Source organism: Sphingopyxis sp. MC1 (genome assembly GCF_000371385.1).
Taxonomy (GTDB): domain Bacteria; phylum Pseudomonadota; class Alphaproteobacteria; order Sphingomonadales; family Sphingomonadaceae; genus Sphingopyxis; species Sphingopyxis terrae.
In genome coordinates, this window is record NZ_AOUN01000002.1 from 304,934 (window position 1) to 330,030 (window position 25,097).

The following is a 25,097-nucleotide window of genomic DNA, read 5'->3' on the forward strand; positions in this document are numbered from 1 at the left end:
GGATGGCGCTCAGTGCCGCAGCGAACCTCACCTTTCAGAATTCCTTCTTCACGGTGAGGAAGACGGTCCTTCCTTCGGTCAGGAGAACGCCCCGGGGGTTGAGTGCGGGCAACGCGAGACTGAGCAATGTGGGGTTCGAGAAGATGCGTATGTTCTGCTTGTCGAGGATATTGCGGCCGCTGACGGCGAACTCGAGCTTCTGTGTGGGCAGGCTGAAGCCGACGCGCAGATCCACGGTCGCATAGGAGCGCCCATTGTCAGCGGGGTTATTCGATGCGTCGAACGACATGCGATCGGTGTAATTGACCTGGAGATGAGTATTTAGAACGAGGTTCGACGACAGGTCGAACTTACCGTCGACATAGCCATTGCCCGACCATTCCGGGGCAAAGGGTAGCCGATTTCCAGTGTAGTTGACGTTGCGACTCGGAAACTCGAACCGATCATATTTTGCATCGAGATACGCGACGTTTCCGCCGATCTTGATCTGCTCGACCGGGTTGACAAAACCTTCGAGCTCGAACCCAGCACTATGGGCTCGTTGAGCATTGTAGTCCTCGAAGCCGAGAATAGCGATGTTGAGGACCTGGTTCTGAAGACCGGTCAGCTTGTTGTAGAAAATCGAGCCATTGAGCTGGCCTTTGCCGGCCGCGAAGGTCGCCTTGAAGCCGCCCTCGAAGTTGAGCGCACGCTCCTCGCCATATTGAATGGCGCTGGGCGACACCGGCATGGCGAGAGCGCGAGGGAAGAATTCGAATCCCCCCGCCTTTGTGCCCCGCGCAACCGAGGCATAGATGAGTAGACCGCGGGCAGGGTTCCATTCGATCGTTCCAGAGGGATCGAAGCTGCTTTCGGACCGTCTCAGGTCTTGCGGAAAAGCGGCGAGCGGATTGGTCGGGAAATGGTCGACGTCGAGTACGGCAATCTGGGCGGGATCAAGTGTGCGTGAGACTGTCGACGCATAGTTCTTCTTCTCATGCGTGAAGCGGGCCCCGGCAGAGAGGCGGAGCTTGTCGGTAATGTTCCAGGTGAGCTTGCCGAACGCGGAATAGGCGTCACTCGACTGGTCGACGTGAATATAGTCGCCAACGAGGATCGGAAGAGCTTGGGCGACAGTCTGGTTCACGCGGTGGCGGGCGTGGATGAAAAGACCACCCAAAACATATTCGAACAAATTCCCAGTCGGCGACAGCAGCCTCAGTTCCTGGGATATTTGATCGAAATTCTCGCCAGTGCTGGAGGTCGCGACTCCGATCGCGCTGCGATCAAGGCCGTCCTGGTTTTGCGAGGTGAAGGCTGAATAGCCCGTCGTCGCTTCCAGTTTGTGCTCGCCGAGCATCAGGTCGGTCACCAACACGGCGTTATACGCATCGCTATTGTCGAAGTCGGAGCCGGGCGGGAATGCAGCGGCGAACGGCCCGTTGATGGCCCCCGACGAGAGCCGCTGGTCTTCGATGCATTCTACTGTCGCGCCTGCGAAGCTGACCTGCGTCGCTCCGGGCGCCGCGCAGGCGAGCTGGAAACGCCGGTCAGCGTTGCGCTTGGAGTATTCCCCTTTCAGGTAGAAGGACAGATTGGACGTCGCGTCCCATTCAAGGCCGCCCCGGATACCGAACTCGTCCGCGCCGCCGACATGCCTGTTGGCACTGGTGTCGAAGAGATAGTCGCCCTTGCGTGAACCATGAACCGACAATCGTGCGCGAAGCGCTGGAGAGAGCGGCCCAGAAACGATCCCCTCGGCGATGTATCCGCCGTTCTGGACTTCGTAGCCGCTGTTGATGCTCGCGTAGAACGTGCTTGTTGGTCGTGCAGATACGATACTGATCGCTCCGGCGGTTGCATTCTTGCCGAAGAAGATCGCCTGTGGTCCCTTCACGACCTCGATGCGCGATAGGTCGAAAAAGGGCAGGACAAACTGGCCCCCACGGCCCCCAAAGACGCCGTCAACAAAGAGAGGTGCTGATTGCTCATAGCCTATGTTGCCGCCGGTGGAGCCAAGTCCGCGAATGGCTACGGTTCTTTGGAACGGCGACTCCGCTAGCGTTACACTGCCGAGTTGCGGCGTGAGCGACTCGAGGTCGAGGATTACACGTTGCTGAAATGTCTTTCCCTCGACTGCCGCAATCGCGATTGGCACTCTCTGAAGCGACTGGGCCCGACCCTGCGCGGTTACGACGATGTCCTGAGTTGTGATCTCCTGCGCACCGATTTCAGTGGTTGTCGGCTGACCTTCGTCCGCGGTCTGCGCCGAAACAACGGACGGCAAAGCACACAGGGCTAAGCTGGCGGACGTCAACCACAGGGTCCTTTGCATTCTCATAGTCCTCTCCCTTCGGCGCTGGCCCCTCAGTGGGAGACAGTCGATTGCCGTTCTTGGGCAGTGACTTCGCAAAAGAAAAATACCATTGATTGGCATTAACGATACTCAATCGGTATGGAGGTTTCATGGAATTCCGCCAACTCCGCTATTTCCTAGCAGTCGCAGAAGAGGCAAATCTTACGGCAGCATCACGCCGCCTCCACGTCTCCCAGCCGCCGATCACCCGGCAGATCAGACAACTCGAGCAAGAGCTCGGCGTCACCCTATTCCTTCGGTCTTCCAAGGGGGTGACGCTGACTTCGGCGGGTGCAAGTTTTCTCGCCGAGGCGCGGCGTTTGGTCACCTTGTCCCAAAATGCGATCGAGCGATGTCGTGCGGCAGATCGAGGCGAGATCGGACATCTCGACGTCGGTTACTTCGGCTCAACAATTCATACGGTCGTGCCGACGAGTATCCGCCGATTCATGGAACGTTACCCCGAGGTTGCTGTACGCATTCACCGTGCCGGGAAAGCCGAGCAGATTGCTCGGCTGCGCGATGGTCGGCTGGGAATCGGCTTTGCAAGGTTCTTTCCTCTTGAGCCCGATTTAGCGTCGGTGCGGTTAGCCGACGAACCATTGTGGCTGGCTGAGGCGGTCAACAAGCAAGTAGCAAAAGACCCCACGCCCTGTCCGATTGCTGACTTAGACGGACGCCCTATTATTCTCTTTCCTCAGGGCGATCGTCCGAGCTTTGCAGACCATGTCCTTGCCTTGCTGAGCAGCAACGACGTGTCGCCATCCGACATCACAATGGCAGAAGATGTATTCGTTGCGTTGGCCATGACCATGGTGAGCGGTGCCCTTTGTGTAGTGCCCGAGTCCGTTGCTCGGCTCCAATGGCCCGAGTTGTCCTTTCGACCGATCGGGGCGGCAGAAGCGTCCGCCCCAGTCAGTTGCCTCTTCCTAAAGGCACAGCGTTCGCCGGTCGTAGACGCATTTCTCGCGTGCATAGAGGATGGATCGATACTCGATCGGTATGGCACGAGCGCATAAACGGTATTTGACGGTATTGCATTGGCGCGCCACCTGCTGATCACGTACAACGGGAGCAAGCGGGTCAATGACGGGTGGAGGCTGCAATCGCGAAAAGCTGCGCCACACGGAGCGAGTATGTACTCGTGGCTAAGTGCGCTCAACGAATGTCATTATCTGAGGCCATTTCAGTCTTTGTCGAAGACGGCATGACTGTAGCGCTGGAAGGCTTCACCCACCTCATTCCATACGCCGCTGGTCATGAGATCATCCGGCAAGGCCGGCGTAAGCTGTCGCTGGTGCGGATGACGCCGGATATCCTTTACGACCAGATGATCGGCGCTGGGTGCGCGCGCAAGCTGACCTTCTCCTGGGGCGGCAATCCCGGCGTGGGGTCGCTGCACCGCTTCCGCGACGCCGTCGAGCGGGGATGGCCGGCGCCGCTCGAGATCGAGGAACATGCCCATGCCGGCATGGCGGCGGCCTATGCGGCGGGCGCGGCGCGGATGCCGTTCGGCCTGTGCCGCGGCTATCTCGGCACCGACCTGATGTCGGTCAATCCCAACATCCGGCTCGTCACCTGCCCCTTCACTGGCGAGGCGATTCCCGCCGTCCCCGCGATCAACCCCGACGTGGCGATCATCCATGCGCAGCGGGCAGACCGGCAGGGCAACGTCCTCATCGCCGGCATCGTTGGCGTGCAGAAGGAAGTGGCGATGGCGAGCCGCCACGTGATCGTGACCGTCGAGGAGATTGTCGACGATCTTGGCGACACGATGAACCGGACGGTGCTGCCTCACTGGATCCTCTCGGCGGTCTGCTTGGTGCCGGGCGGCGCGCGGCCGTCCTACGCCCATGGCTATTATGCTCGCGACAATGCCGCTTACCTGGCCTGGGATGCGGTGGCGGCGGACCGCGGACGCTTCATCGCCTGGCTCGGCGAAACGATCTCAACCGAAGCTGCGGCGAGGCTGGAGGCGCTGACATGAGCGACCAGGCCTACACGCCCGACGAGATGATGGTGGTCGAGGCCGCGCGCCATCTCTCGAGCGATGATGTGTGCTTCGTCGGGATCGGCCTGCCGTCGACAGCGGCAAACCTGGCGCGGCTGCTCCATGCGCCGGGGATCAAGCTCATCTACGAATCGGGGACGATCGAAACACGGCCATCGGTGCTTCCGCTCTCGATCGGTGATGGCGAGCTGGCGGAGACGGCGCGCGCGGTCGTCTCGGTGCCCGAGATTTTCGGCTACTGGCTGCAGGGCGGGCGGGTGACCGTCGGCTTCCTCGGCGCGGCGCAGGTCGACCGGTTCGGCAATCTCAACACCACCGTCATCGGGGCCTATGACAGCCCCAAGGTGCGGCTGCCGGGTGCGGGCGGCGCGCCTGAGATCGCTGCCTGCGCCGGCGAGACGTTCATCATGATCCGGCAATCGATGCGCGCGCTGGTAAACAAGCTCGACTTCATCTCGAGCCCCGGTCACCTCGACGGCGGCAACGCGCGCGCGCGGCTTGGACTCAAGGGCAAGGGTCCGACGCGCCTCATCACCGACCTGGGCGTGATGGAGCCGCATCCCGAGACCCGTGCGTTCGAACTGACCGCACTCTACCCCGGCGTTACGGTCGATCAGGTGCGGGCCGCGACGGGCTGGCCGCTCCAGGTCAGAGCAGAACTGAGCACGCGCAATGCGCCGTCTGCGGAGGAGTTGTCGGCGCTGCGCGATCTCAAGGCGCGCACCGATGCCGCGCACCAGGGAGCCGCATGATGGACAGCTTCGTTTATGAGGGCCTGCCGGCGCGGGTGATCTTCGGGCACGGCACGCTCGACCGGGTGGCGGATGAGGCGGCCCGGCTCGGTCAGCGCGTCCTCGTCGTCTCGACCCCGGAGCAGACCGGCGCGGCCGGCGATCTCGCGAGGCGGCTTGGCGGGCTGCACGCTGCGACCTTCAGCGGCGCGACGATGCACACGCCTGTCGAGGTGACAGACCGCGCCATGGCGGTGGTGACGGACGCACGCATCGACGCCATCGTCGCGCTCGGCGGTGGCTCGACGATCGGCCTCTCCAAGGCGATCGCGCTGCGCACCGACCTGCCGCAGCTGGTCATCCCGACCACCTATGCCGGCTCGGAGATGACGCGGATCATCGGGCAGACCGAGAACGGTCTCAAGACCACCCAGGTGACGCCCAGGGTGCTGCCCGAGACGGTGATCTACGATGTCGATCTCACGCTGACGCTGCCGCCTTTGATGTCGGTGACGAGCGGGCTCAATGCCATGGCCCATGCGGTGGAGGCGCTTTATGCCACCAATCGCAATCCGATCATCGACATGATCGCCGAGTCTGGCATCGCTTCGCTCTATCGCGGGCTGCCGGTGGTGGCGCGGGAGCCGGGCAACCTCGAGGCGCGGGCCAACGCGCTCTATGGCGCCTGGCTGTGCGCGATCTGCCTGGGCGCGACCAGCGTCGCGCTCCACCACAAGCTCTGTCATGTGCTGGGCGGATCGTTCAACCTGCCGCATGCCGAGACGCACGCTATCGTGCTGCCGCACGCGCTCGCCTATAATGCACCGGCGGTGCGCGACGCGGTGGCGGCGATCAAGCGCGCGCTGGGCGGCGAGGGCATTGCCGGCAAGCTGTTCGACGTGGCGCGCGACGCCGGCGCGCCGACGGCGCTCCGCGATCTGGGCATGCCCGAGGACGGGATCGACCGCGCGGTCGAGATCACGCTCGCCAACCCTTACGACAATCCGCGGCCGATCGACCCGGTGCTGATCCGCCGGCTGATCGCCAACGCCTGGGCCGGCGTGCGCCCCGATCATTCGACCTACGCGGTCTGAGGCGGTGCCGGCGGCCTTTATCTGTGGCGGCCTGCGCACGCCCATCGGCCGTCACGGCGGCGCGCTGGCGGCGGTCCGCGCCGACGACCTCGCGGCGGTTCCGATCCGCGCGCTGCTCGCCGGGCACCCATCGCTCGACCCGGCCGCCATCGACGACGTCATGCTGGGCTGCGCCAACCAGGCAGGAGAGGACAATCGCAACGTCGCGCGCATGGCCGCGCTGCTCGCGGGCCTGCCGCCGAGCGTCCCGGGCGTGACGATCAACCGCCTGTGCGCCTCGGGTCTCGACGCGGTCGCAGCGGCGGCGCGCGCGATCGTGGCCGGCGAGGCGGACGTGGTGATCGCCGGGGGCGTCGAATCGATGACCCGAGCACCCTTCGTGCTCGGCAAGGCGGCCCAGCCCTGGCAACGATCGGCCTCGATCGAGGACACCAGCATCGGCTGGCGCTTCGTCAACCCGGCCATGCACGCGGCATATGGCGTCGACTCGATGCCCGAGACCGGCGAGAATGTCGCGGGCCAGTTCGGCATATCGCGTGACGACCAGGACGGCTTCGCCCTGCGCAGCCAGCAGCGCGCCGGTGCGGCGGCAGCCTGGCATCAAGGCGAGATCACGCCGGTCATCATCCCCGGGAACAAGGGTGCGGACGCCGTGGTCGTCACGACCGACGAGCATCCGCGCCCGGCAACGACGGCCGAGCAGCTCGCTCGATTGAAACCCGTCGTCCGCCCCAGCGGCACCGTGACGGCGGGCAACGCGTCGGGCATCAATGATGGCGCGGCCGCGCTGCTCATCGCCAGCGAGGCCGGCATCACGCGCCATGGCTTGACCCCGATCGCGCGGATTCTGGGCGCGGCGTCGGCGGGCGTGGAACCTCGCATCATGGGCATCGGGCCGGTGCCGGCGACGCAGCGGCTGATGGCGCGGCTGGCCCTTACCATCGAGCAGTTCGACGTCATCGAGCTCAACGAGGCATTCGCGTCGCAGGCTCTCGCGACGCTGCGCCAGCTTGGCGTCCCCGACGATGCGCCGCACGTCAATCCGCATGGCGGAGCGATCGCGCTCGGCCATCCGCTCGGCATGTCAGGCGCCCGGCTGGTTCTCACCGCGGCGCACGCACTTGCCGAGGCAGACGGCGATTACGCCCTGTGCACAATGTGCGTGGGGGTCGGACAGGGTGTCGCCTTGGCACTGGCGCGCGTGTGAGTGCTCTCACTTGCAAAGCATAGAGAATGTGCACCAGCCCAAAGGGCTGACGGCGATCGTCGTCTTTGTCATCCGTGCGACGTTCTTCGTGTTAGGCATCGAAGCGGTGATCCGCGCGGGCGCAGTTGTGTCTCTGCCGATCGAGCGCATTCCGATCATCACGACGCTCGCCTTGGCGGCTACGGCGCCTCAGCTGAGGGCAACTTATCCCCGGGCAGTTATAGGCGGTCACCTGATCGCCTTGAGCCTTACGCTGTTTTGTCACGTCTGGCTGATTCCCGCGGTGATCGTCGCTGCCATGGCGCTGGTCGCCATGCAGGTCACCGCTACCGTCCATCCACCGGCCGCCCTCACCCCGTTTTTGCTCGCAGCCCATCCCGACCTTGGGCAACCGGTCGTCCTGCCGTTGTTCTTCGGCTGCCTTGTCGCTGTCATAGTATCTGGACTGTTGCGCCGAGTGACAACTTAGTTCTGATCGTCGTTGTGCTAGAGATCGATCCCGGACCCCGCAAAGACTGACATTTGGCTGCTCCATCAAGTAGTGCGAGTTGGATTCGATCAAGCCGCTGATTACGTGCTTAATTTTGCAAAGCAAACGTTGCTCAAACGTGGCTCGAATGAGGATGGGTGCGTGTCACGGGTGTTTACGAGAGAAGAGCTTTACAGACTGGTGTGGTCGAAACCCATGACCCACCTGGCGCGGGAGTTCGCGCTCTCGGACGTCGCCCTCCATAAGATCTGCAGGAAGCACAATATCCCAAACCCGCCGCTGGGCTGGTGGGCCAAGAAGGCTGCGGGGAAGGCGGTTAAGCAAATTCCTTTGCCGAAAGCCAAGGCTGGCACGTCCGACCGGATCACGATCGCGGCTGGTCAACTGGGACCGGAGCCCGAGGTGATCGCGGCTGCACGCGAGACTGCCCGCCTGCTGGCCTCGTCCATCGATGCGGACGCGGTCCTGCCCGCGAACCCGATCGTCGATCGAACGATTTCGCAGCTTCGCAAGGCAAAGCCTTCCTTGATCAACGGGCTCGTCACGATCGAAGGCTTGAACGTGATCAAGGCGAGCGTCGCGCCGGCCTCGATCGACCGCTTAGAACTCGCCCTCAGTCGCATCGTGGCAGCGGCGGACGCCCTGGGGATCAAACTGGCGCGAGGCGAGAAGACGGCGGCCTTCACTTGCGACGGCGAGGTGATCGGTTTTTCGATCAGCGAAGGCGTCCGCCGCGAGAAGCACGTACTTACCGAAAAGGAGATTGCCGAGGACCAAGCCGCGCGAAAACGGCGTGAGCGGCGCTGGAAGAACCCGAATAGCTGGGACGACATGGATTTCAGCACATCGTTCCTGCGCCGGCCGGAATGGGATTATCACCCGACCGGCCAGCTCGCATTCGAGCTGGAAAATTCATATCTGCTCGGCGGCAGCCCGCGGCGTTCCTTCAAAGACGCCAAGGTCCAGCGGATCGAGAACATGGCGAGCGACATCGCGGTGGGCGTCGCCGTGCTGGCGGCGGCAAAAAAGGACGATCACCTCAAGCGCGAGGCGCAGGCACGACAGGCAGCGGAAGCGCGGCGCCAGCGTGAACTCGCGCTCCGTAGGGATCATATCGCCGAGCGCCGTGGCAAGGCACTCGACGAGGTGCTCGAAGAGTTGGCCGCGCTCGACCGACTAAGGCGGCTAGTAGAGAATCTGCGAGCCGAGAATTTGGCCGAGAGGGCCGGCCGCGTTTCGCAATTCCTAGCTCTGGCGGAGCGTCGGCTGGCATCGCGCGAAGCGGCACTTTCAGCAGACGGCCTCGAGCAGCGTTTCGAGACGAACAAGCTGTTCGGCGGCGATGACGATCATGCATTTCGGCCACCGTACAACCATTATTGAACGGATGTCCGCCCAGCATCAGCGGATTGCGGCGTGACGGCCTCCAAAGTTGGGCTTTAGCACCGTGGCGCCGCTGCGAAGCCGGTCGAGTTCATTCGACCAGAACTGCATCATGGTGACCCGTTCGCTCCAATATTCCCCGCGCGTGTAGGCGCGCCGCACGCCATTGGTCTCGATGTGCGCCAGCTGGCGCTCGATCGCGTCTGGATGGAACTGGCCGCTTTCGTTGAGCATGGTCGCCGCCATAGCCCGGAAGCCATGCGCGCTCATCTCTGATTGCTCGAAGCCGAGCACGCGCAGCGCGGCGTTGACGGTGTTCTCCGACATCGGCCGCCGGTCGGTACGAAAGGACGGGAAGCAATAGCGCCCCGTGCCGGTCAACTCCCAGAGCTCCTCGAACATGCTGGTGACTTGGGTCGAGAGCGGCACACGGTGCGCGCGGCGCATTTTCATTTTCTCTTCCGAGATGTTCCAGACCGAGTTGTCGAAGTCGAACTCCGACCACTCCGCCTGGCGAAGTTCACCGGGGCGTACGAACAGATGGGCGGACAGCCGTAGGGCGTAGAGCGTGATTGCGTGCCCGCTGTAGCTTTCGATCGCCCGCATCAGTTCGCCGGCGCGCTTAGGGTTGGTGATCGCTGCAAGGTGCTTGGCCTTCGGAACGGTGAGAGCGCCGCGCAAATCGCCCGTCGGGTCGCGCTCGGCTCGCGTGGTGGCGACGGCGTAGCGGAAGACCCGGCCGAGGACACTGCGCATCCGCCGGGCACTCTCGTAGCGGCCCGTGGCCTCGACCGCGCGAAGAACGACCAGAACCTCTTGGGTGGTGATCTTCGCAATCGGACGGTTGCCGATTTTGGGATAGGCCATGTCCAGCAGCCAGCGGATCTTGCTGAGCGTGATATCGGCCATTTTCTCTCGCTCAAGCTTTGCGAGCCATTCCTTGGCGACCGTCTTGAAAGTGTCGTTCTCCTCGACGCGCGCCTTAGCCCGCGCGACCTTCTCCTGATGCGAGGGGTCGAGCCCGGCCGCGATCAGCCGGCGCGCCTCGTCGCGCTTGCCTCGAGCATCGGCGAGGCCGACATCCGGCCAGACGCCGAACGCCAGCGTGCGGTGCTTGCCGCAATGGACATAGTTGAACCGCCACAGCTTGGAGCCGTTCGGTCGCACGAGCAGATATAGCCCCGCGCTGTCGGAAAGCTTATAGTCCTTTGCGGCCGGCTTGGCGCTGGCCACTGTCGTGGCAAAAAGGGTGCCCATCTGAGGTATCGCCTCCAAAAAGGGAGGAGAACGATACCTCACGAGATACCCTAATTGTTCTCGATTGGTGCCGTATCCGCCCGGATTTCGCCGGACGCTTATAGCACAAAAAAGTGAGGATTTCAGCCACTTCCGGGACGTTGTCGGACGCCCCCGGAAGAACAAATGGTGCCCAGAAGAGGACTCGAACCTCCACGACCTTGCGATCGCCAGCACCTGAAGCTGGTGCGTCTACCAATTCCGCCATCTGGGCACGGGGTAGGAGCGGGCGCTTAGCGGCGGGGCGGCGGGCTTGTCAACCGCGTCGGCCCGCCCCGCGGCAAATTTTATTTCAAAGTCGCGGATTTGTTGCCCTTGCGCGCCCTGCCCCTCCCTTCGCGCTTGCCCCTTCGGGCGCTTCGCGGCATGGGGACGCGAGGGACGCTGCGGCGTCCGGCTTCGAGAATCGGCAAGACAGGCAAGGGTGATGCAGAATCTGAGCGGGCAATTGATCACGGTGTTCGGCGGCGGCGGCTTTCTGGGCCGCTATGTCGTCCAGCGGCTGCTGGCGCGCGGCGCGCGCGTGCGGATCGCGCAGCGCGACCCACGCCAGGCGGTGTTTCTGAAGCCGCTCGGCGGGCTGGGCCAGACGCAGTTCGTCGCCGCCGATGTGCGCGATGCCCGCAGCGTCGCACGCGCCGCGACCGGCAGCGACGCGGTGATCAACCTCGTCGGCAGCTTTGCCGATATGGCGGCGGTCCAGGCCGCCGGCGCCGGCCATGTCGCGGCCGCGGCAAAGGCGGCGGGCGCGAAAGCGCTCGTCCATGTCTCGGCGATCGGCGCCGATCCGGCCAGCGCCTCGGCCTATGGCCGCAGCAAGGGCGATGGCGAAGCCGCCGTGCGGGCCGCTTTCGTTGACGCGGCGATCCTGCGCCCGTCGATCGTCTTCGGCCGCGAGGACAAGTTCATCAACCGCTTCGCGGGCCTGATCCGCGCGCTGCCTGCGGTGCCGGTTATCGCGCCGAAGGCGAAGTTCCAGCCGGTCTATGTCGGCGACGTCGCCGATGCGGTGGTCGCGGCGCTCGATGCCCCGGGCCAGACGCTCGAGCTCGGCGGGCCGCAGCAGTTCACCATGCTGGAGCTACAGCAGTGGATTGCGAAGGCGACCGGACGGAACCGCCTGTTCATTGAGGTTCCCGATGCCGTGTCGGGCTTTCTGGCGAGCGGTTTCGGCTGGGCGCCGGGCGCCCCGATCACCAAGGATCAATGGCTGATGCTGCAGCAGGACAATGTCGTCAGCACCGCCAACGGCCTTGCCGCACTGGGCATCGCCCCCACCGCGCTGGCCGACGTTGCCGATGGCTGGCTCGTCCAGTATCGCCGCCATGGCCGGTTCGCCGCGGTGGCCCGCTGAGCCGCGCGCGCGACGAACGGCGCAATTAGCGGCTGGATAATTCCGTCCGCGCTGCGTAGGTCTGCACATCAGGACAGGGGCGTCCGGCACCGCTCGGGCGCCCCTTTGCATGTCGTCTTCAGCTTCGGGAAATCCATGATCCAGTTTGCCGCATTGCCCCGCCCCGCCCTCCTGCTGCGCGCGGGGGCCGGACGATGAGCCTGTGGCTGACCGCGATCATCCTCGGCATCGTTGAGGGGCTGACCGAATTTCTGCCGGTCTCCTCGACCGGGCATCTGATCCTCGCCACCGAATTGCTCGGCTATGACGCGTCGAAATGGGCAATCTTCAACATTGCGATCCAGCCCGGCGCGATCCTTGCGATCGTCGTCCTCTATCGCAAATTATTCTGGGACATGTTCACCGGCTTTTTCCGGCGCGATCCGGTGGCGATCGCCTTTGTACGCAACCTGCTCGTCGCCTTCATTCCGGCGGTGGTGCTGGGGCTCGCGTTCGGCGACTATATCGAGACGTTGCTGGAGAATGCCGTCGTCGTCGCCTGGGCGCTGGTGATCGGCGGCTTCGCGATCCTGCTGGTCGAAAAGCTCGCCAAGCCGAAGGAGAGCGGCGGCGTCGCCAAGCTGACGCTGCGCCAGTCGATCATGGTGGGCCTGGTCCAGTGCCTCGCGATGATCCCCGGCGTCAGCCGCTCGGGCGCGACGATCATGGGGGCGATGGCGATGGGCGTAGACCGCAAGACCGCCGCCGAATTCAGCTTCTTCCTCGCGCTGCCGACGCTGACCGGCGCGACGGTGCTGCAGCTCGCCAAGCATCGCGATGCCATCACCTCGAACGATATGGGCCTGATCGCGCTCGGCGCCGCGGTGTCGTTTGTCGTCGCCTGGGCGGTCATCAAGGCGTTTCTGGCCGTGGTCACCCGCTATGGCTTCGCGCCGTTTGCCTGGTATCGAATCATCGTCGGCGGCGCGGCGCTTATCTGGCTCACCATGAGATAGGGCCGATAATTTACTAATTGCGAAACTTAATTGCGCACCTTCGTCTCGGCTGACTGAAGTTGCATATTTTTAGGTCAGCTTAACTGCCCTAATGCCCAATATGTCCGTGACAGCGGCGCTCCCGCCATGCATCCGCGCTTCAACGAAGGGGATTTTGCATGGCTTCCGAACGCATGCTCCGATTTGTGGGGCGCGAACAACATTATCCGGACAAGCGCTCGGCCGACGAACGCGCGCGCGATTTTAACGAGATCGCGGCGCGCTACGCGCAGCCAGAGGCCGACGATCAGGCATCGCGCTGTTCGCAGTGCGGCGTACCCTATTGCTCGGTCCACTGCCCGCTCCATAATCATATACCCGACTGGTTGCGCCTGACCGCCGAGGGGCGGCTGCGCGAAGCCTATGAACTGTCGAACGCAACGTCGACCATGCCCGAAATCTGCGGCCGCATCTGCCCGCAAGACCGCCTTTGCGAAGGCAATTGCGTGATCGAATTTTCGGGTCACGGCGCGGTGACGATCGGCAGCGTCGAAAAATATATCACCGACACCGCTTGGGCCGAGGGCTGGGTCGAACCCGTCCATGTCGGCCCCGCGACGGGCCAGTCGGTCGCCATCGTCGGCGCGGGTCCGGCAGGCCTGACCGCCGCCGAATATCTGCGCGCCGAGGGGCATGAGGTGCATGTCTACGACCGGCACGACCGCGCCGGCGGCCTGCTGACCTATGGCATCCCCGGCTTCAAGCTGGAAAAGGATGTGGTGATGCGCCGCGTCGACCGGCTCGCCGAAAGCGGCATCCATTTCCATCAGGGCTTCGAGGTCGGGCGTGATGCGACGCTGGACGAGCTACGTCGGCGCCACGATGCGGTGCTGATCGCCACCGGAGTCTACAAGGCGCGCGAGATCCACGTCCCCGGCAACGGCGCCGAAGGGGTGATCGCGGCGCTCGATTATCTGGTCGCGTCGAACCGCAAAGGCTTTGGCGACGCGGTCCCCGCCTTCGACGACGGCAGCCTGAATGCCGAAGGCAAGCATGTCGTCGTCATCGGCGGCGGCGACACGGCGATGGACTGCGTCCGCACCGCGACCCGTCAGGGCGCCAAATCGGTAAAATGCCTCTATCGCCGCGACCGCGAGAATATGCCGGGGTCGCAGCGCGAGGTCGCCAACGCCGAAGAGGAAGGCGTCGAGTTCGTCTGGCTGTCCGCCCCCGCAAGCTTCGCCGCCGATAAGCATGTAAAGGAGGTCGCGGTTGCCGGGATGCGCCTTGGCGCCCCCGACGCAAGCGGCCGGCGCAGCCCCGAACCCGATCCGGGCCGCACCTTCGACTTGCCCGCCGACATGGTGATCAAGGCACTGGGCTTTGATCCGGAGGAATTGCCGCACCTGTTCGGTTCACCCGATCTGTCGGTCACGCGCTGGGGCACGCTGCGCGTCGATCATCAGACGATGATGACCAGCCTGTCCGGCGTTTTTGCCGCCGGCGACATCGTCCGCGGCGCCAGCCTAGTCGTCTGGGGTATCCGCGACGGCCGCGATGTCAGCGAACAGATGTCGAAATGGTTGAAGGCGAAGGCGAAAAGCGAAAAGAAGGCAGCCTGACCAACAGGGAAGGGAACATGCTTATGAGACACTGGAAATTCGCCTTGCCAGCCGCCGTGCTAATTGCATTCCCCGTCGCAGTACAGGCGCAAGGCACCGGCGGAACAGCTTCTTCGGCTAAAGTCGAAAGCGACCGGCTTGCCGCAGCCACACAACTGGTAAGCCTGATGCTACCCGCAACGCAGCGCGACGCGATGGTCGATCAGATGATGCAGTCCATAATGTCGACGATGATTGCCAGCATAAAAGGCCAGCCAGAGATCGCGTCAGCTCTCGAACAGCCGAAGGTGGAGGCAGTATTCAACCGGTTTCTCGATAGACAGCGACAGCTGGCTTCAGATCAACTGAAGGCCGAGATGCCGGGCATGCTCACCGCAATGTCACGTGCTTATGCACGGCGCTTTACGACACCACAGCTTGCAGAACTGCATGCATTTTTCGACACGCCCACTGGACAATTATACGCGCGGGAATCCTCCGGAATCCTGTCCGATCCCGACATCGTCGAATGGCAACGCAATCTGATGACTAAAAGCTTTGCGAGATATCCAGACGAAATCAAAGCATTGGTGAACGAATTGGAACACGCTCTGGCAGAGCCAGTCGAGGAGCCCAAGGCATGACGAACTCGAAACTAAAAAATCTGCTGCTCGCCGGTGCAATGGCGATGGCACCGGCCCACGCCTATGCGGCACCCAAGGAAGCGCCGATCGCCGAGGCGGTCACCGTCGCGATGCCCGCCGAGAGCGAAGCCGAACCCGACAGCGAACAGTCGCTCGCCGACGCCAAGGCGAAGATGCAGAAGGAAATCGATCAGGCGATCGCGCTGATCGAAAAAATCTTCGAGGTCGACAAGCTGCCGCCGGTCGATCCGGCGCAGCTTGCACTGGCGCAGCAGACGACGAACGCGCTGATCCCGGCGGGAAGCATCGAGAAGATGCTCGACAACATGTACGGCAAGCTGTTCCGCGCCTTCATGGATCAGACGAGCAGCATGTCCGACCTGATGCTCTCGATCAAGACGGGCGTCGATAGCGAAAAGATCGCCGCGCTCGATGCGACGAGCAAGACCGCGATCGCCGATATGTTCGACCCGCACCGCAAGGAACGCGAGGATCAGATCAACAAGGTCATCAAGCCGCTGATCAGCGAGGCGCTCGGCGATCTCGAGCCGCCGATGCGCGACGGCCTGGCCCGCGCTTACGCCCGCAAGTTCAGCGCGCAGCAGCTCGGCGACCTCAACGCCTTTCTCGCAACCCCGACGGGCCAGGCCTATGGCGCCGAATGGATGTCGCTGCAGGCCGATCCCGAAGTCATGATCGCGATGGTCAAGGCCGTGCCGCCGCTGATCAACAAGTTCATCGACCGCGGCCCCGAGCTTGAAGGCAAGCTCAAGGATCTGCCCAAGGAAAAGGCGATGAGCGACCTGACCGACGCCGAGCTGGCGAAGCTTGCCAAGCTGATGAAAGTCGACGTCAAGACGCTCAAGAAGAACCGCGATATGTGGAACGACGACATGACGACGGACGCCACCGCGGTCGATGCCGTCGATGCAGCGGGCGATGCCGCAGACGCGGCCGCTGACGCCGCGGATGCAGCCGCCGCGGCGGCCGACGCGGCCGGTGACTATGACGAGGCGTATGACCGCTCCAACTGGTCGGCCGCCGATCTGCAGAAGGTCGAAGATCTGGAGGCCGAGGCCGACAAGGCATCTTCGGCCGCCTATGACGCCGAACAGGAAGCCGTCGCAAACGCGCGCAAGCGGCTCAAGCCTTCGACCTGACCCACGCCCATTCCGGCAGGAACCACGACATGACCTATTACCCGACCCCCGATCACCAGCGGCTTGCCGAAGACGGCATGTATCGCCCCGACCTTGAATCCGATGCCTGCGGCGTCGGCATGGTCGCGGCGACCGACGGCAAGGCCTCGCGCCGCGTCGTCGAGGCGGCGATCGAGGCGCTGCGCGCCGTCTGGCACCGCGGCGCCGTCGATGCCGACGGCAAGACGGGCGATGGTGCGGGTATCCATGTCGACCTGCCGGAACGCTTTTTCGACGATGCGATCGCGGCCTCGGGGCACAAGGTGCTGCCGAACCGCCTCGCCGTCGGCATGATCTTCCTGCCGCGCACCGATTTGGGCGCGCAGGAAGCATGCCGCACGATCGTCGAATCCGAAATCATCGACGCGGGCTACACCATCTACGGCTGGCGCCAGGTGCCGGTCGACGTGTCGGTGATCGGCGACAAGGCGCAGCGCACGCGCCCCGAAATCGAACAGATCATGATCGCGGGGCCCCTGCCAGAAGACCAGTCGATCGACGAATTCGAAAAGCAGCTCTATCTCGTCCGCCGCCGCATCGAAAAGAAGGTGATCGCGGCACAGATCGCCGATTTCTATATCTGCAGCCTGTCGGCGCGGTCGATCATCTACAAGGGACTGTTCCTCGCCGAAAGTCTGGCGGATTTCTATCCCGACCTTGCGAACAAGCTGTTCGAAAGCCGGGTCGCGATCTTCCACCAGCGCTATTCGACCAACACCTTTCCGCAATGGTGGCTCGCCCAGCCGTTCCGCACCCTCGCCCACAATGGCGAGATCAACACGATCCGCGGCAACAAGAACTGGATGAAAAGCCACGAGATCAAGATGGCGAGCCTCGCCTTCGGCGAACATTCGGAAGACATCAAACCGGTGATCCCGGCCGGCGCCAGCGACACGGCAGCGCTCGACGCGGTGTTCGAGACGCTATGCCGCGCTGGCCGCGATGCGCCGACCGCAAAGCTGATTCTGGTCCCCGAAGCCTGGGCCACCGACGAGGACATGCCCGCCGCGCACAAGGCGATGTACAGCTTTCTCGCCAGCGTGATGGAGCCGTGGGACGGCCCCGCCGCGCTCGCGATGACCGATGGCCGCTGGGCGGTCGCGGGGATGGACCGCAACGCGCTTCGCCCGCTGCGCTACACGCTGACCGCCGACAATCTGCTCGTCGTCGGCTCCGAAAGCGGCATGGTGTTGCTGCCCGAGGCGAGCATCCGCAAGAAGGGCCGCCTCGGTCCCGGCCAGATGATCGCCGTCGATCTCGACGAAGGCACTCTCTACGAAGACCGCGCGATCAAGGACAAGATCGCAGGAACGCACGATTATGCGGCGCGCGTGAAGGGCTTCCGCACGATGGCCGACCTGCCCAAGGGCGGCAAGTCGAGCCTGCCGGCCTTCGACCGCGCCGAACTGCTGCGCCGCCAGGTCGCCGCGGGGTTCACGATGGAGGATATGGAACTCATCCTTTCGCCGATGGTCGAGGATGCGAAGGAAGCGATCGGCTCGATGGGCGACGACACGCCGCTCGCGGTCATTTCCGACAAGCCGCGCCATGTCGCGCAATTCTTCCGCCAGAACTTCAGCCAGGTCACCAATCCGCCGATCGACAGCCTGCGCGAACGGCATGTGATGAGCCTGAAGACGCGTTTTTCGAACCTCGCCAATATTCTCGACGAAAAGGGCCAGAGCCCGCACGTGCTCGTCATCGACTCGCCGGTGCTCGTCGGCGACGATTGGGACCGGTTGCGCGCCTATTTCGGCGATGCCGTGGCCGAGATCGACTGCACCTTCCCCACCGGCGGCGACGCCTCGACGCTGCGCGACGCGATCGCGCGCATCCGGCGCGAGGCAGAGGACGCCGTGCGCGCGGGGCGGAGCGAGCTGTTCCTTTCCGACCAGACGATCGGCGAAGATCGCGTCGGGGTCGCGATGGTGCTCGCCGCTGCGGCGGTCCACACGCACCTCGTGCGCAAGGGGTTGCGCAGCTACGCCTCGATCAACGTCCGCTCGGCCGAGATACTCGACACGCACGGCTTTGCGGTGCTCATCGGCGTCGGCGCGACCACGGTCCACGCCTATCTGGCCGAAGCGGCGATCGCCGACCGCCTGTCGCGCGGCCTGTTCGGCGAGCTCGCACTGGCCGATGCTCTGAAGCGCTTCCGCAAGGCAATCGACGACGGTCTGCTCAAAATCATGGCGAAGATGGGGATCGCGGTGATCTCCTCCTATCGCGGCGGCTATAATTTCGAGGCGGTGGGCCTCAGCCGCGCGCTCGTCAACGACCTCTTCCCGGGCATGCCGGCCAAGATTTCGGGCGAGGGCTATCAGTCGCTGTTCATCAACGCGACCGAGAAGCATGAGGCAGCGTTCGACGCGCGCGTCACGACGCTCCCCATCGGCGGCTTCTATCGCCAGCGCGCGGGCGGCGAAGCGCACGCCTATTCGGCGCAGCTCATGCACCTGCTGCAGACCGCCGTCGCGACCGACAGCTATTCGACCTATCTGCAATTCGCGCGCGGGGTCGCCGACCTGCCGCCCATCTATCTGCGCGACCTGATGGAATTCAACTTCCCCGCGCAGGGCATACCGCTCGACAGCGTCGAGGCGATCACCGAAATCCGCAAGCGCTTCGTCACCCCGGGCATGTCGTTGGGCGCCCTATCGCCCGAAGCGCACGAAACGCTGGCCATCGCGATGAACCGCATCGGCGCGAAGGCGGTGTCGGGCGAAGGCGGCGAAGCGAGCGAACGCTACAAGCCGTATGCAAATGGCGACAATGCCAACAGCAACATCAAGCAGATCGCGTCGGGCCGCTTCGGCGTCACCGCCGAATATCTCGGCGCCTGCGACGAGATCGAGATCAAGGTCGCACAGGGTGCCAAGCCCGGCGAAGGCGGCCAGCTTCCGGGCTTCAAGGTCACCGAGTTCATCGCGCGGCTGCGCCATTCGACGCCGGGCGTGATGCTGATCTCGCCGCCGCCGCACCACGACATCTATTCGATCGAGGATCTGGCGCAGCTCATCTACGATTTGAAGCAGATCAATCCGAAGGCGCGCGTCTGCGTAAAGCTCGTCAGCTCGGCGGGCATCGGCACCGTCGCGGCGGGCGTGGCAAAGGCGCACGCCGACGTCATCCTCGTGTCGGGCAACACCGGCGGCACGGGTGCTTCGCCCCAGACGAGCATTAAATATGCCGGCACACCGTGGGAAATGGGCCTCAGCGAAGTCAATCAGGTGCTGACGCTCAACGGCCTGCGCCATCGTATCCGCCTGCGCACCGACGGCGGGCTCAAGACCGGGCGCGACATCGTCATCGCCGCCATCCTGGGTGCCGAGGAATATGGCATCGGGACACTGAGCCTTGTCGCCATGGGCTGTATCATGGTGCGCCAGTGCCATTCGAACACCTGCCCCGTCGGCGTCTGCACGCAGGACGAAAAACTGCGTCAGAAGTTCGCAGGGTCGCCCGAAAAAGTCATCAACCTGATGACCTTCATCGCCGAGGAAGTGCGCGAAATCCTCGCCAAGCTCGGCTGCCGCAGCCTCGACGAGGTGATCGGCCGCACCGAACTGCTCCGCCAGGTCAGCCGCGGTGCCGAGCATCTCGACGACCTCGACCTCAATCCGATCCTCGCCAAGGTTGATGCTCCCGACGAGCAGCGCCGATCGCAGGGACCGAATTTCCGCAATCCGGTGCCCGACAGCCTCGACGCTCAGATCTTGAACGATGCGAAACCTTTGTTCGATCGCGGCGAGCGGATGCAGCTGACCTATAACGTCCGCAACACCCACCGCGCCGTCGGCACGCGCCTCTCGGCCGAGGTCACGGCCCGTTTCGGGATGACCGGGCTTGCCGACGACCATGTGCAGGTGCGTCTGCGCGGCACCGCCGGGCAGTCGCTCGGCGCATTCCTTTGCCAGGGCATCACGCTCGAAGTGTTCGGCGATGCCAACGACTATGTCGGCAAGGGCCTGTCGGGTGGGCGCATCATCGTGCGGCCGACCGTGTCGAGCCCGCTGGTCAGCCAGCATAACAGCATCGTCGGAAACACCGTCCTCTATGGCGCGACCGCAGGCACCTTGCTCGCCGCGGGTCAGGCGGGCGAACGCTTCGCCGTCCGCAACTCGGGCGCGAAGGTCGTGATCGAAGGCTGCGGCGCCAATGGCTGCGAATATATGACCGGCGGCACGGCGGTGATCCTGGGTGCGGTAGGGTCGAATTTCGGCGCCGGCATGACCGGCGGCATGGCTTTCGTCCTCGACGTCGATGACAGCTTCGAACGCCGCGCCAATCCCGAATCAATCGTCTGGCAACGGCTCGACAGCGCACATTGGGAGGGCGCGCTGCGCGCACTCGTCGAGGAGCATGCGGCGGCAACCGGCAGCAAATGGTCGGCCGAGGTGCTTGCCGACTGGGATCGCTGGCGCACGCGTTTCTGGCAGGTATGCCCCAAGGAAATGATCGGCCGTCTCGCGCATCCGCTCAGCGACCGCGCTGCAGAGGCGGTCGCCGCCGAATAGCTGGTGTCCCCGGTCTTCGCCGGGGACGCTTGCCGCATCGCGGCCCCGGTCTGCCGCAAGAGGACAGATCATTCAGCCGCGTGAAAGCGTCGGGCCGCTATGTGCGGTACCGATGTTTCGCGTCCCGAAAGGATGATGCCATGCGGTCGGTCTGCGCTGCCCTTCCCCTCCTCGCGCTTCTCGCGCCCGTCCCCGCGTCGGCGGCCGATGCGCGCGACGCTGCTGCGGTGCTGAACGATCCGGCGACGCAGGAGCGGATGGCCGACACGATTACCGCACTGGTCGGCGCGATGATGCAGATGCCCGTCGGCCCGCTCGCCGAAGCTGTCGCGCGGATCGATCCGTCATCCGATGCGGCCCGCATTCCACCCGACGCCACCGTCGGCGACGTCGCGGGGCGCGACCCCGGCTATGCCGAGCGCATGGGCGGCGACGTTCGCGCGAGCGCGCGCATGGCTGGCCACGCCGCTTCCGCGGTCGCCGCCTACGCGCCCGTTATCAAGGATATGGCGCGCGATCTTCTGGCGCAATGGGAAGCCGAACGCGCCGCCGCTCGGCGATAGCACGCTGCCTTCGGATACCCCCGAACCGACCCGGTTGATAAGTCCGCCATAGCCATTGGACGAGCCGCCTCGCTGCCGCTATGCGGATGGTCATGTGGCAACTCTATCAATTCCCTCTCTGTCCCTTCTCGCGCAAGATCCGGCTGCTGCTCGGCGAAAAGGGCGTTGGTTATGAATTGGTGCGCGAATCGCCTTGGGAGCGCCGTGACGAATTCGTCGACCTGAACCCCGCCGGGCGCACTCCGGTGATGGTCGACGAGGGGCGCGGACAGGTGCTCATCGACAGCAACGCCATCGCCGAATATTTCGAGGAGACGGTCGAGGGCAAGGCAATGATCAACGGCACCGCCGCCAACCGCGCCGAAATCCGCCGACTGGTCGCGTGGTTCGATCAGGAATTCTATTTCGAAGTCACCGGCCCGCTGCTCTTCGAACGGATGCAGAAGCGCATCGTCCACCGCCAGCCACCCGACGGCGGCGCGCTACGCGAGGCGATGAAGGCAGCGAACCAGCATCTCGACTATATCGACTATCTGATCGACCACCGCACCTGGCTCGCCGGTGCGACGATGAGCCTCGCCGATCTCGCCGCCGCGGCGCATATCTCCGTCGCCGACTATCTGGGCGGCATCGACTGGACCGGGCACGAGCAGACGAAGGGCTGGTATTCGGGCCTCAAGTCGCGCCCGAGCTTCCGGCCGCTGCTCGCCGAGCGGATGGAAATCGTGACGCCGCCCAAATATTACGAAGACGTCGATTTCTAGCACCTCCGTCGCCGGGCGAACGGCCGACCGTTCAAGGCCTTCGGCCTTGTCCTCCGCATAAAATATGACCCGCCTTCCAGGCCCATGTCCCCGGAAGGCGGGTCGCGACCCGTCGCCATGAGGGTTGGCGGCCGGTCCCGAAGCATGTTCGGGACCGGTGCCCACCCGGTTACGCGAGGTCGAAGCGGTCGGCGTTCATGATCTTCGTCCAGGCTTTGACAAAGTCCTTCACGAACTTTTCCTCGTGGCCCGTCTCGGCATAGACTTCGGCGACCGCACGCAGTTCCGAATTGGAACCGAAGACGAGGTCGGCGCGGGTTGCGCGCCAGGTTTCGCCGCCGCTCTTGCGATCGGTGGCCACATATTCCTGGTCATCCGATCCATCGACGGCCTTCCACACATTGGTCATGTCGAGCAGGTTGACGAAATAGTCGTTCGTCAACTGACCCGAACGCTTGGTGAAATGGCCGTGGCCGCGATCGCCATGATTGGCGCCGAGCACCCGCAGGCCGCCGATCAGCACGGTCATTTCGGGCACCGACAGACCGAGCAGCGACGCGCGGTCGAGCATCATTTCCTCGGTCTTCACCGCCAGCTTCTTCTTGCCGAGATAGTTGCGGAACGCATCGGCTTCGGGTTCCATCACCGCGAAGCTGTCGGCATCGGTCTGCTCCGCCGTCGCGTCGCCGCGGCCGCCCGTGAAAGGCACCGCGACGTTGAAGCCCGCGTCCTTGATCGCCTTTTCAAGCCCGACGACGCCGCCCAGCACGATTGCATCGGCCATCGACATCGATCCGCGCAGACCGTCGAGCGTATCGAGCACCTTCGCCAGCATCGCCGGTTCGTTGACCTCCCAGTCCTTTTGCGGCGCGAGGCGAACCCGCGCACCGTTGGCGCCGCCGCGGAAGTCCGACTTGCGGAAGGTGCTGGCGGAGGCCCACGCCGTCTTGATGAGCTGGCTGACGGTCAGGCCGCTCGCGGCGATCTTGTCCTTCACTGCCTGGACCTCGGCATCCGAAGGCATGGTGCCCGCGGGGATCGGGTCCTGCCACATCAGGTCTTCGGCGGGCACTTCGGGGCCGAGGTAGCGGGTTTTCGGACCCATGTCGCGATGCGTCAGCTTGAACCACGCGCGCGCGAAGGCGTCCTTGAACGCCTCATGGTCGCTGCGAAACTTCTCACTGATCTTGCGGTATGCCGGATCGCGCTTCAGCGCCATGTCGGCGGTCGTCATCATCGTGGGCACCTTGATATTCGGATCCCACGCCGCCGGCGCCATATCCTCTTCCTTCTGGCCGATCGGCTGCCACTGGTTTGCGCCCGCGGGCGATTTCACCAGCTCGTAGTCATAGTCGAACAGCAGCCGGAAATAATTTTCGGTCCACTTGTCGGGGGTGTTCGTCCAAGCGCCCTCGATGCCGCTCGTCACCGCATGTTCGCCGATGCCGCCATGTTCCTCGCCGCTGACCCAGCCGAAGCCCTGCGCAGCGAGATCGCCGCCCGCTGGCGCGGCCCCCAGCGTCGAGGCGTCGCCATTGCCATGCGCCTTGCCGAACGTATGGCCGCCAGCGGTCAGCGCGACGGTTTCCTCGTCGTTCATCGCCATACGCGCGAAGGTTTCCTTCATGTCGCGCGCCATGCCTTCGTCATCGTGCGGATTGCCCTGCGGCCCTTCAGGGTTGACGTAGATCAGCCCCATCTGGATCGCGGCGAGCGGCCCTTCGATCACTTCGAAGCCGTGCTTGGGGTCGATGCGCGTCTGCACGCCTTCGTTCACCCATTTATCTTCGCTACCCCAATAGATGTCGCGTTCGGGTTCATAGACATCGACGCGGCCGCCACCGAAACCGAAGACCGGACCGCCCATGCTTTCGATCGCGACATTGCCAGTGAGGATGAACAGATCGGCCCAGCTGATCTTGTTGCCATATTTCTGCTTGATCGGCCAAAGCAGGCGCCGCGCCTTGTCGAGATTGCCGTTGTCGGGCCAGCTGTCGAGCGGTGCGAAACGCTGTTGCCCGCTGTTGGCGCCGCCGCGGCCGTCGGCGGTGCGATAGGTGCCAGCCGCGTGCCACGCCATGCGAATGAAGAAGGGCCCATAATGACCATAGTCGGCGGGCCACCAGGGCTGGCTGTCGGTCATCAGCGCGGTCAGGTCAGCCTTCAGCGCCTGATAGTCGAGCGATTTGAATGCTTCCGCATAATCGAAATCTTCGCCCATCGGGTTGGATGATCCGTTGGGGGTGAGGATGTCGGTCGCCAGCATGTCCGGCCACCAATCCTTGTTCGTGCGGCCGAGCAGCGCGCGCATACCGCCCTTGTGGACGGGACAGCCGCCTGCGGCGTCGATGGGGGTCTGGTCGTTCATGCAATCTCTCCTCTTTTGGATTATCGGATCGTGACGCGGCAGGATGACGGACGCGTGACGGGCAAAGTCGGGCCGAACGGCATTGCGCCGAGTCGATGACGCTATCCTCTCCTTCTGACGGGTCGAGGATAGGCTGCGCGCTCCCATCGACATAACCGAATAAGCTGTATTCAGTGATCGACCCTTCCGATCATTAACGCTTGGAGGACGATCCGGATCAGCCGCTCGTCGCCCCGCCGCCACGACCGGGCGCGGATGCGACGAACCGAGGAACATCGCCTATTCGCCAAGGGTTTTTCATGGGTCCGGCCGCGATACTTGCAGCCGGACTGCAAGGAGAAGGAAAGTGGCTAATACCCCCAACCAGAACCAGCAGAAGCCGCAGGCGGATCGCGAAGAAGAACAGCGCCGTCAGCAGCAACAGCAGGGCGGTCAGAACCGCCAGCCGGGCGAGCAGCGCCGCGAAGAAGAGCGCAATCCCGGCCAGCAGCGCTAACGCCGCCGGCATGTGAAAGGGGCCGCCCATCGGGCGGCCCCTTTTCCGTTGGCTGCACACTAAGACACCG

General features: G+C 64.0%; 19 protein-coding genes and 1 tRNA gene. 16 read left to right on the plus strand and 4 right to left on the minus strand.

Features of this window, described 5'->3' with window-relative positions:
• Window positions 1-34: 34 nt before the first annotated feature.
• Window positions 35-2,314, minus strand: coding sequence for a TonB-dependent receptor (locus EBMC1_RS02025; protein ID WP_196795383.1), 2,280 nt, complete (start codon window positions 2,312-2,314; stop codon window positions 35-37).
• A 131-nt stretch (window positions 2,315-2,445) separates the two neighbouring features.
• Here EBMC1_RS02025 and EBMC1_RS02030 point away from each other — a divergent pair, with 131 nt between their 5' ends.
• The 7 genes from EBMC1_RS02030 to EBMC1_RS02060 all read left to right on the plus strand — a co-directional run bounded on the left by EBMC1_RS02030 (window position 2,446) and on the right by EBMC1_RS02060 (window position 9,251).
• Window positions 2,446-3,354 carry a LysR substrate-binding domain-containing protein gene (locus EBMC1_RS02030; protein ID WP_003039792.1) on the plus strand — a complete coding sequence of 303 codons (909 nt, stop codon included), beginning with the start codon at window positions 2,446-2,448 and terminating at the stop codon, window positions 3,352-3,354.
• Window positions 3,355-3,500: 146 nt separating this feature from the next.
• Entirely contained in the window at window positions 3,501-4,322 is an 822-nt protein-coding gene (locus EBMC1_RS02035; RefSeq protein WP_040589137.1) for a CoA transferase subunit A, read from the plus strand.
• Window positions 4,319-5,098: a CoA-transferase subunit beta gene (locus tag EBMC1_RS02040; RefSeq protein WP_003039797.1), complete on the plus strand. Its 780-nt coding sequence runs from the start codon at window positions 4,319-4,321 to the stop codon at window positions 5,096-5,098. The genes EBMC1_RS02035 and EBMC1_RS02040 overlap by 4 nt, the downstream gene beginning before the upstream one ends.
• On the plus strand, window positions 5,095-6,171 hold the full coding sequence (locus EBMC1_RS02045; protein WP_040589139.1) for a maleylacetate reductase: 1,077 nt from the start codon (window positions 5,095-5,097) through the stop codon (window positions 6,169-6,171). The genes EBMC1_RS02040 and EBMC1_RS02045 overlap by 4 nt, the downstream gene beginning before the upstream one ends.
• Window positions 6,172-6,175: 4 nt before the next feature.
• On the plus strand, window positions 6,176-7,378 hold the full coding sequence (gene pcaF / locus EBMC1_RS02050) for a 3-oxoadipyl-CoA thiolase (RefSeq protein WP_003039801.1): 1,203 nt from the start codon (window positions 6,176-6,178) through the stop codon (window positions 7,376-7,378).
• Between the two features lie 28 nt (window positions 7,379-7,406).
• Window positions 7,407-7,847 (plus strand): HPP family protein, encoded by a 441-nt coding sequence (locus tag EBMC1_RS02055; RefSeq protein ID WP_003039804.1) that lies wholly within the window; start codon window positions 7,407-7,409, stop codon window positions 7,845-7,847.
• Window positions 7,848-8,063: 216 nt separating this feature from the next.
• Window positions 8,064-9,251, plus strand: coding sequence for a hypothetical protein (locus EBMC1_RS02060; RefSeq protein WP_205498169.1), 1,188 nt, complete (start codon window positions 8,064-8,066; stop codon window positions 9,249-9,251).
• 18 nt (window positions 9,252-9,269) lie between these two features.
• On the opposite strand, the gene EBMC1_RS02065 is transcribed toward EBMC1_RS02060, so the two are convergent.
• Window positions 9,270-10,508 (minus strand): tyrosine-type recombinase/integrase, encoded by a 1,239-nt coding sequence (locus EBMC1_RS02065; RefSeq protein WP_003039810.1) that lies wholly within the window; start codon window positions 10,506-10,508, stop codon window positions 9,270-9,272.
• 166 nt (window positions 10,509-10,674) lie between these two features.
• Window positions 10,675-10,761, minus strand: a tRNA-Leu gene (locus EBMC1_RS02070).
• Between the two features lie 213 nt (window positions 10,762-10,974).
• On the opposite strand from EBMC1_RS02070, the gene EBMC1_RS02075 reads away from it, so the two are divergent.
• The 8 genes from EBMC1_RS02075 (at window position 10,975) to EBMC1_RS02110 (ending at window position 22,163) form a co-directional block, all read left to right on the plus strand.
• The gene (locus EBMC1_RS02075) at window positions 10,975-11,901 is read left to right on the plus strand and encodes a complex I NDUFA9 subunit family protein (protein ID WP_003039814.1); all 927 of its coding nucleotides are present in this window, start codon (window positions 10,975-10,977) and stop codon (window positions 11,899-11,901) included.
• 194 nt (window positions 11,902-12,095) lie between these two features.
• Entirely contained in the window at window positions 12,096-12,896 is an 801-nt protein-coding gene (locus EBMC1_RS02080; RefSeq protein WP_003039817.1) for an undecaprenyl-diphosphate phosphatase, read from the plus strand.
• Window positions 12,897-13,054: 158 nt separating this feature from the next.
• Window positions 13,055-14,497 (plus strand): NAD(P)-dependent oxidoreductase, encoded by a 1,443-nt coding sequence (locus EBMC1_RS02085; protein WP_003039820.1) that lies wholly within the window; start codon window positions 13,055-13,057, stop codon window positions 14,495-14,497.
• The gene (locus EBMC1_RS02090) at window positions 14,455-15,120 is read left to right on the plus strand and encodes a DUF2059 domain-containing protein (RefSeq protein WP_156000893.1); all 666 of its coding nucleotides are present in this window, start codon (window positions 14,455-14,457) and stop codon (window positions 15,118-15,120) included. The genes EBMC1_RS02085 and EBMC1_RS02090 overlap by 43 nt, the downstream gene beginning before the upstream one ends.
• Window positions 15,117-16,280 carry a DUF2059 domain-containing protein gene (locus tag EBMC1_RS02095; protein WP_003039825.1) on the plus strand — a complete coding sequence of 388 codons (1,164 nt, stop codon included), beginning with the start codon at window positions 15,117-15,119 and terminating at the stop codon, window positions 16,278-16,280. The genes EBMC1_RS02090 and EBMC1_RS02095 overlap by 4 nt, the downstream gene beginning before the upstream one ends.
• 29 nt (window positions 16,281-16,309) lie before the next feature.
• The gene (gene gltB, locus EBMC1_RS02100) at window positions 16,310-20,836 is read left to right on the plus strand and encodes a glutamate synthase large subunit (RefSeq protein WP_003039828.1); all 4,527 of its coding nucleotides are present in this window, start codon (window positions 16,310-16,312) and stop codon (window positions 20,834-20,836) included.
• 140 nt (window positions 20,837-20,976) lie between these two features.
• Complete coding sequence (locus EBMC1_RS02105; protein ID WP_003039830.1) at window positions 20,977-21,399, plus strand: hypothetical protein; 423 nt, start codon at window positions 20,977-20,979, stop codon at window positions 21,397-21,399.
• 92 nt (window positions 21,400-21,491) lie between these two features.
• Window positions 21,492-22,163 (plus strand): glutathione S-transferase family protein, encoded by a 672-nt coding sequence (locus EBMC1_RS02110; RefSeq protein WP_003039833.1) that lies wholly within the window; start codon window positions 21,492-21,494, stop codon window positions 22,161-22,163.
• A 169-nt stretch (window positions 22,164-22,332) separates the two neighbouring features.
• Here EBMC1_RS02110 and katG read toward each other — a convergent pair whose 3' ends face one another.
• A complete protein-coding gene (gene katG / locus EBMC1_RS02115; RefSeq protein WP_003039836.1) occupies window positions 22,333-24,531 on the minus strand; it encodes a catalase/peroxidase HPI in 2,199 nt (732 codons plus the stop codon).
• 346 nt (window positions 24,532-24,877) lie between these two features.
• Between katG and EBMC1_RS18280 the strand changes: the two genes are divergently transcribed.
• Window positions 24,878-25,027, plus strand: a complete 150-nt coding sequence (locus tag EBMC1_RS18280) for a hypothetical protein (RefSeq protein WP_156000895.1) — start codon at window positions 24,878-24,880, stop codon at window positions 25,025-25,027.
• The last annotated feature ends 70 nt before the right edge of the window (window positions 25,028-25,097 follow it).

Bases quoted from the DNA above. Each gene is read 5' to 3' on its own strand.
- EBMC1_RS02025 (WP_196795383.1), bottom strand. From the start codon at position 2,314: ATGCAAAGGACCCTGTGGTTGACGTCCGCCAGCTTAGCCCTGTGTGCT.
- EBMC1_RS02030 (WP_003039792.1), top strand. From the start codon at position 2,446: ATGGAATTCCGCCAACTCCGCTATTTCCTAGCAGTCGCAGAAGAGGCA.
- EBMC1_RS02035 (WP_040589137.1), top strand. From the start codon at position 3,501: ATGTCATTATCTGAGGCCATTTCAGTCTTTGTCGAAGACGGCATGACT.
- EBMC1_RS02040 (WP_003039797.1), top strand. From the start codon at position 4,319: ATGAGCGACCAGGCCTACACGCCCGACGAGATGATGGTGGTCGAGGCC.
- EBMC1_RS02045 (WP_040589139.1), top strand. From the start codon at position 5,095: ATGATGGACAGCTTCGTTTATGAGGGCCTGCCGGCGCGGGTGATCTTC.
- EBMC1_RS02060 (WP_205498169.1), top strand. From the start codon at position 8,064: ATGACCCACCTGGCGCGGGAGTTCGCGCTCTCGGACGTCGCCCTCCAT.
- EBMC1_RS02065 (WP_003039810.1), bottom strand. From the start codon at position 10,508: ATGGGCACCCTTTTTGCCACGACAGTGGCCAGCGCCAAGCCGGCCGCA.
- EBMC1_RS02075 (WP_003039814.1), top strand. From the start codon at position 10,975: ATGCAGAATCTGAGCGGGCAATTGATCACGGTGTTCGGCGGCGGCGGC.
- EBMC1_RS02080 (WP_003039817.1), top strand. From the start codon at position 12,096: ATGAGCCTGTGGCTGACCGCGATCATCCTCGGCATCGTTGAGGGGCTG.
- EBMC1_RS02085 (WP_003039820.1), top strand. From the start codon at position 13,055: ATGGCTTCCGAACGCATGCTCCGATTTGTGGGGCGCGAACAACATTAT.
- EBMC1_RS02090 (WP_156000893.1), top strand. From the start codon at position 14,455: ATGGTTGAAGGCGAAGGCGAAAAGCGAAAAGAAGGCAGCCTGACCAAC.
- EBMC1_RS02095 (WP_003039825.1), top strand. From the start codon at position 15,117: ATGACGAACTCGAAACTAAAAAATCTGCTGCTCGCCGGTGCAATGGCG.
- gltB (WP_003039828.1), top strand. From the start codon at position 16,310: ATGACCTATTACCCGACCCCCGATCACCAGCGGCTTGCCGAAGACGGC.
- EBMC1_RS02105 (WP_003039830.1), top strand. From the start codon at position 20,977: ATGCGGTCGGTCTGCGCTGCCCTTCCCCTCCTCGCGCTTCTCGCGCCC.
- EBMC1_RS02110 (WP_003039833.1), top strand. From the start codon at position 21,492: ATGTGGCAACTCTATCAATTCCCTCTCTGTCCCTTCTCGCGCAAGATC.
- katG (WP_003039836.1), bottom strand. From the start codon at position 24,531: ATGAACGACCAGACCCCCATCGACGCCGCAGGCGGCTGTCCCGTCCAC.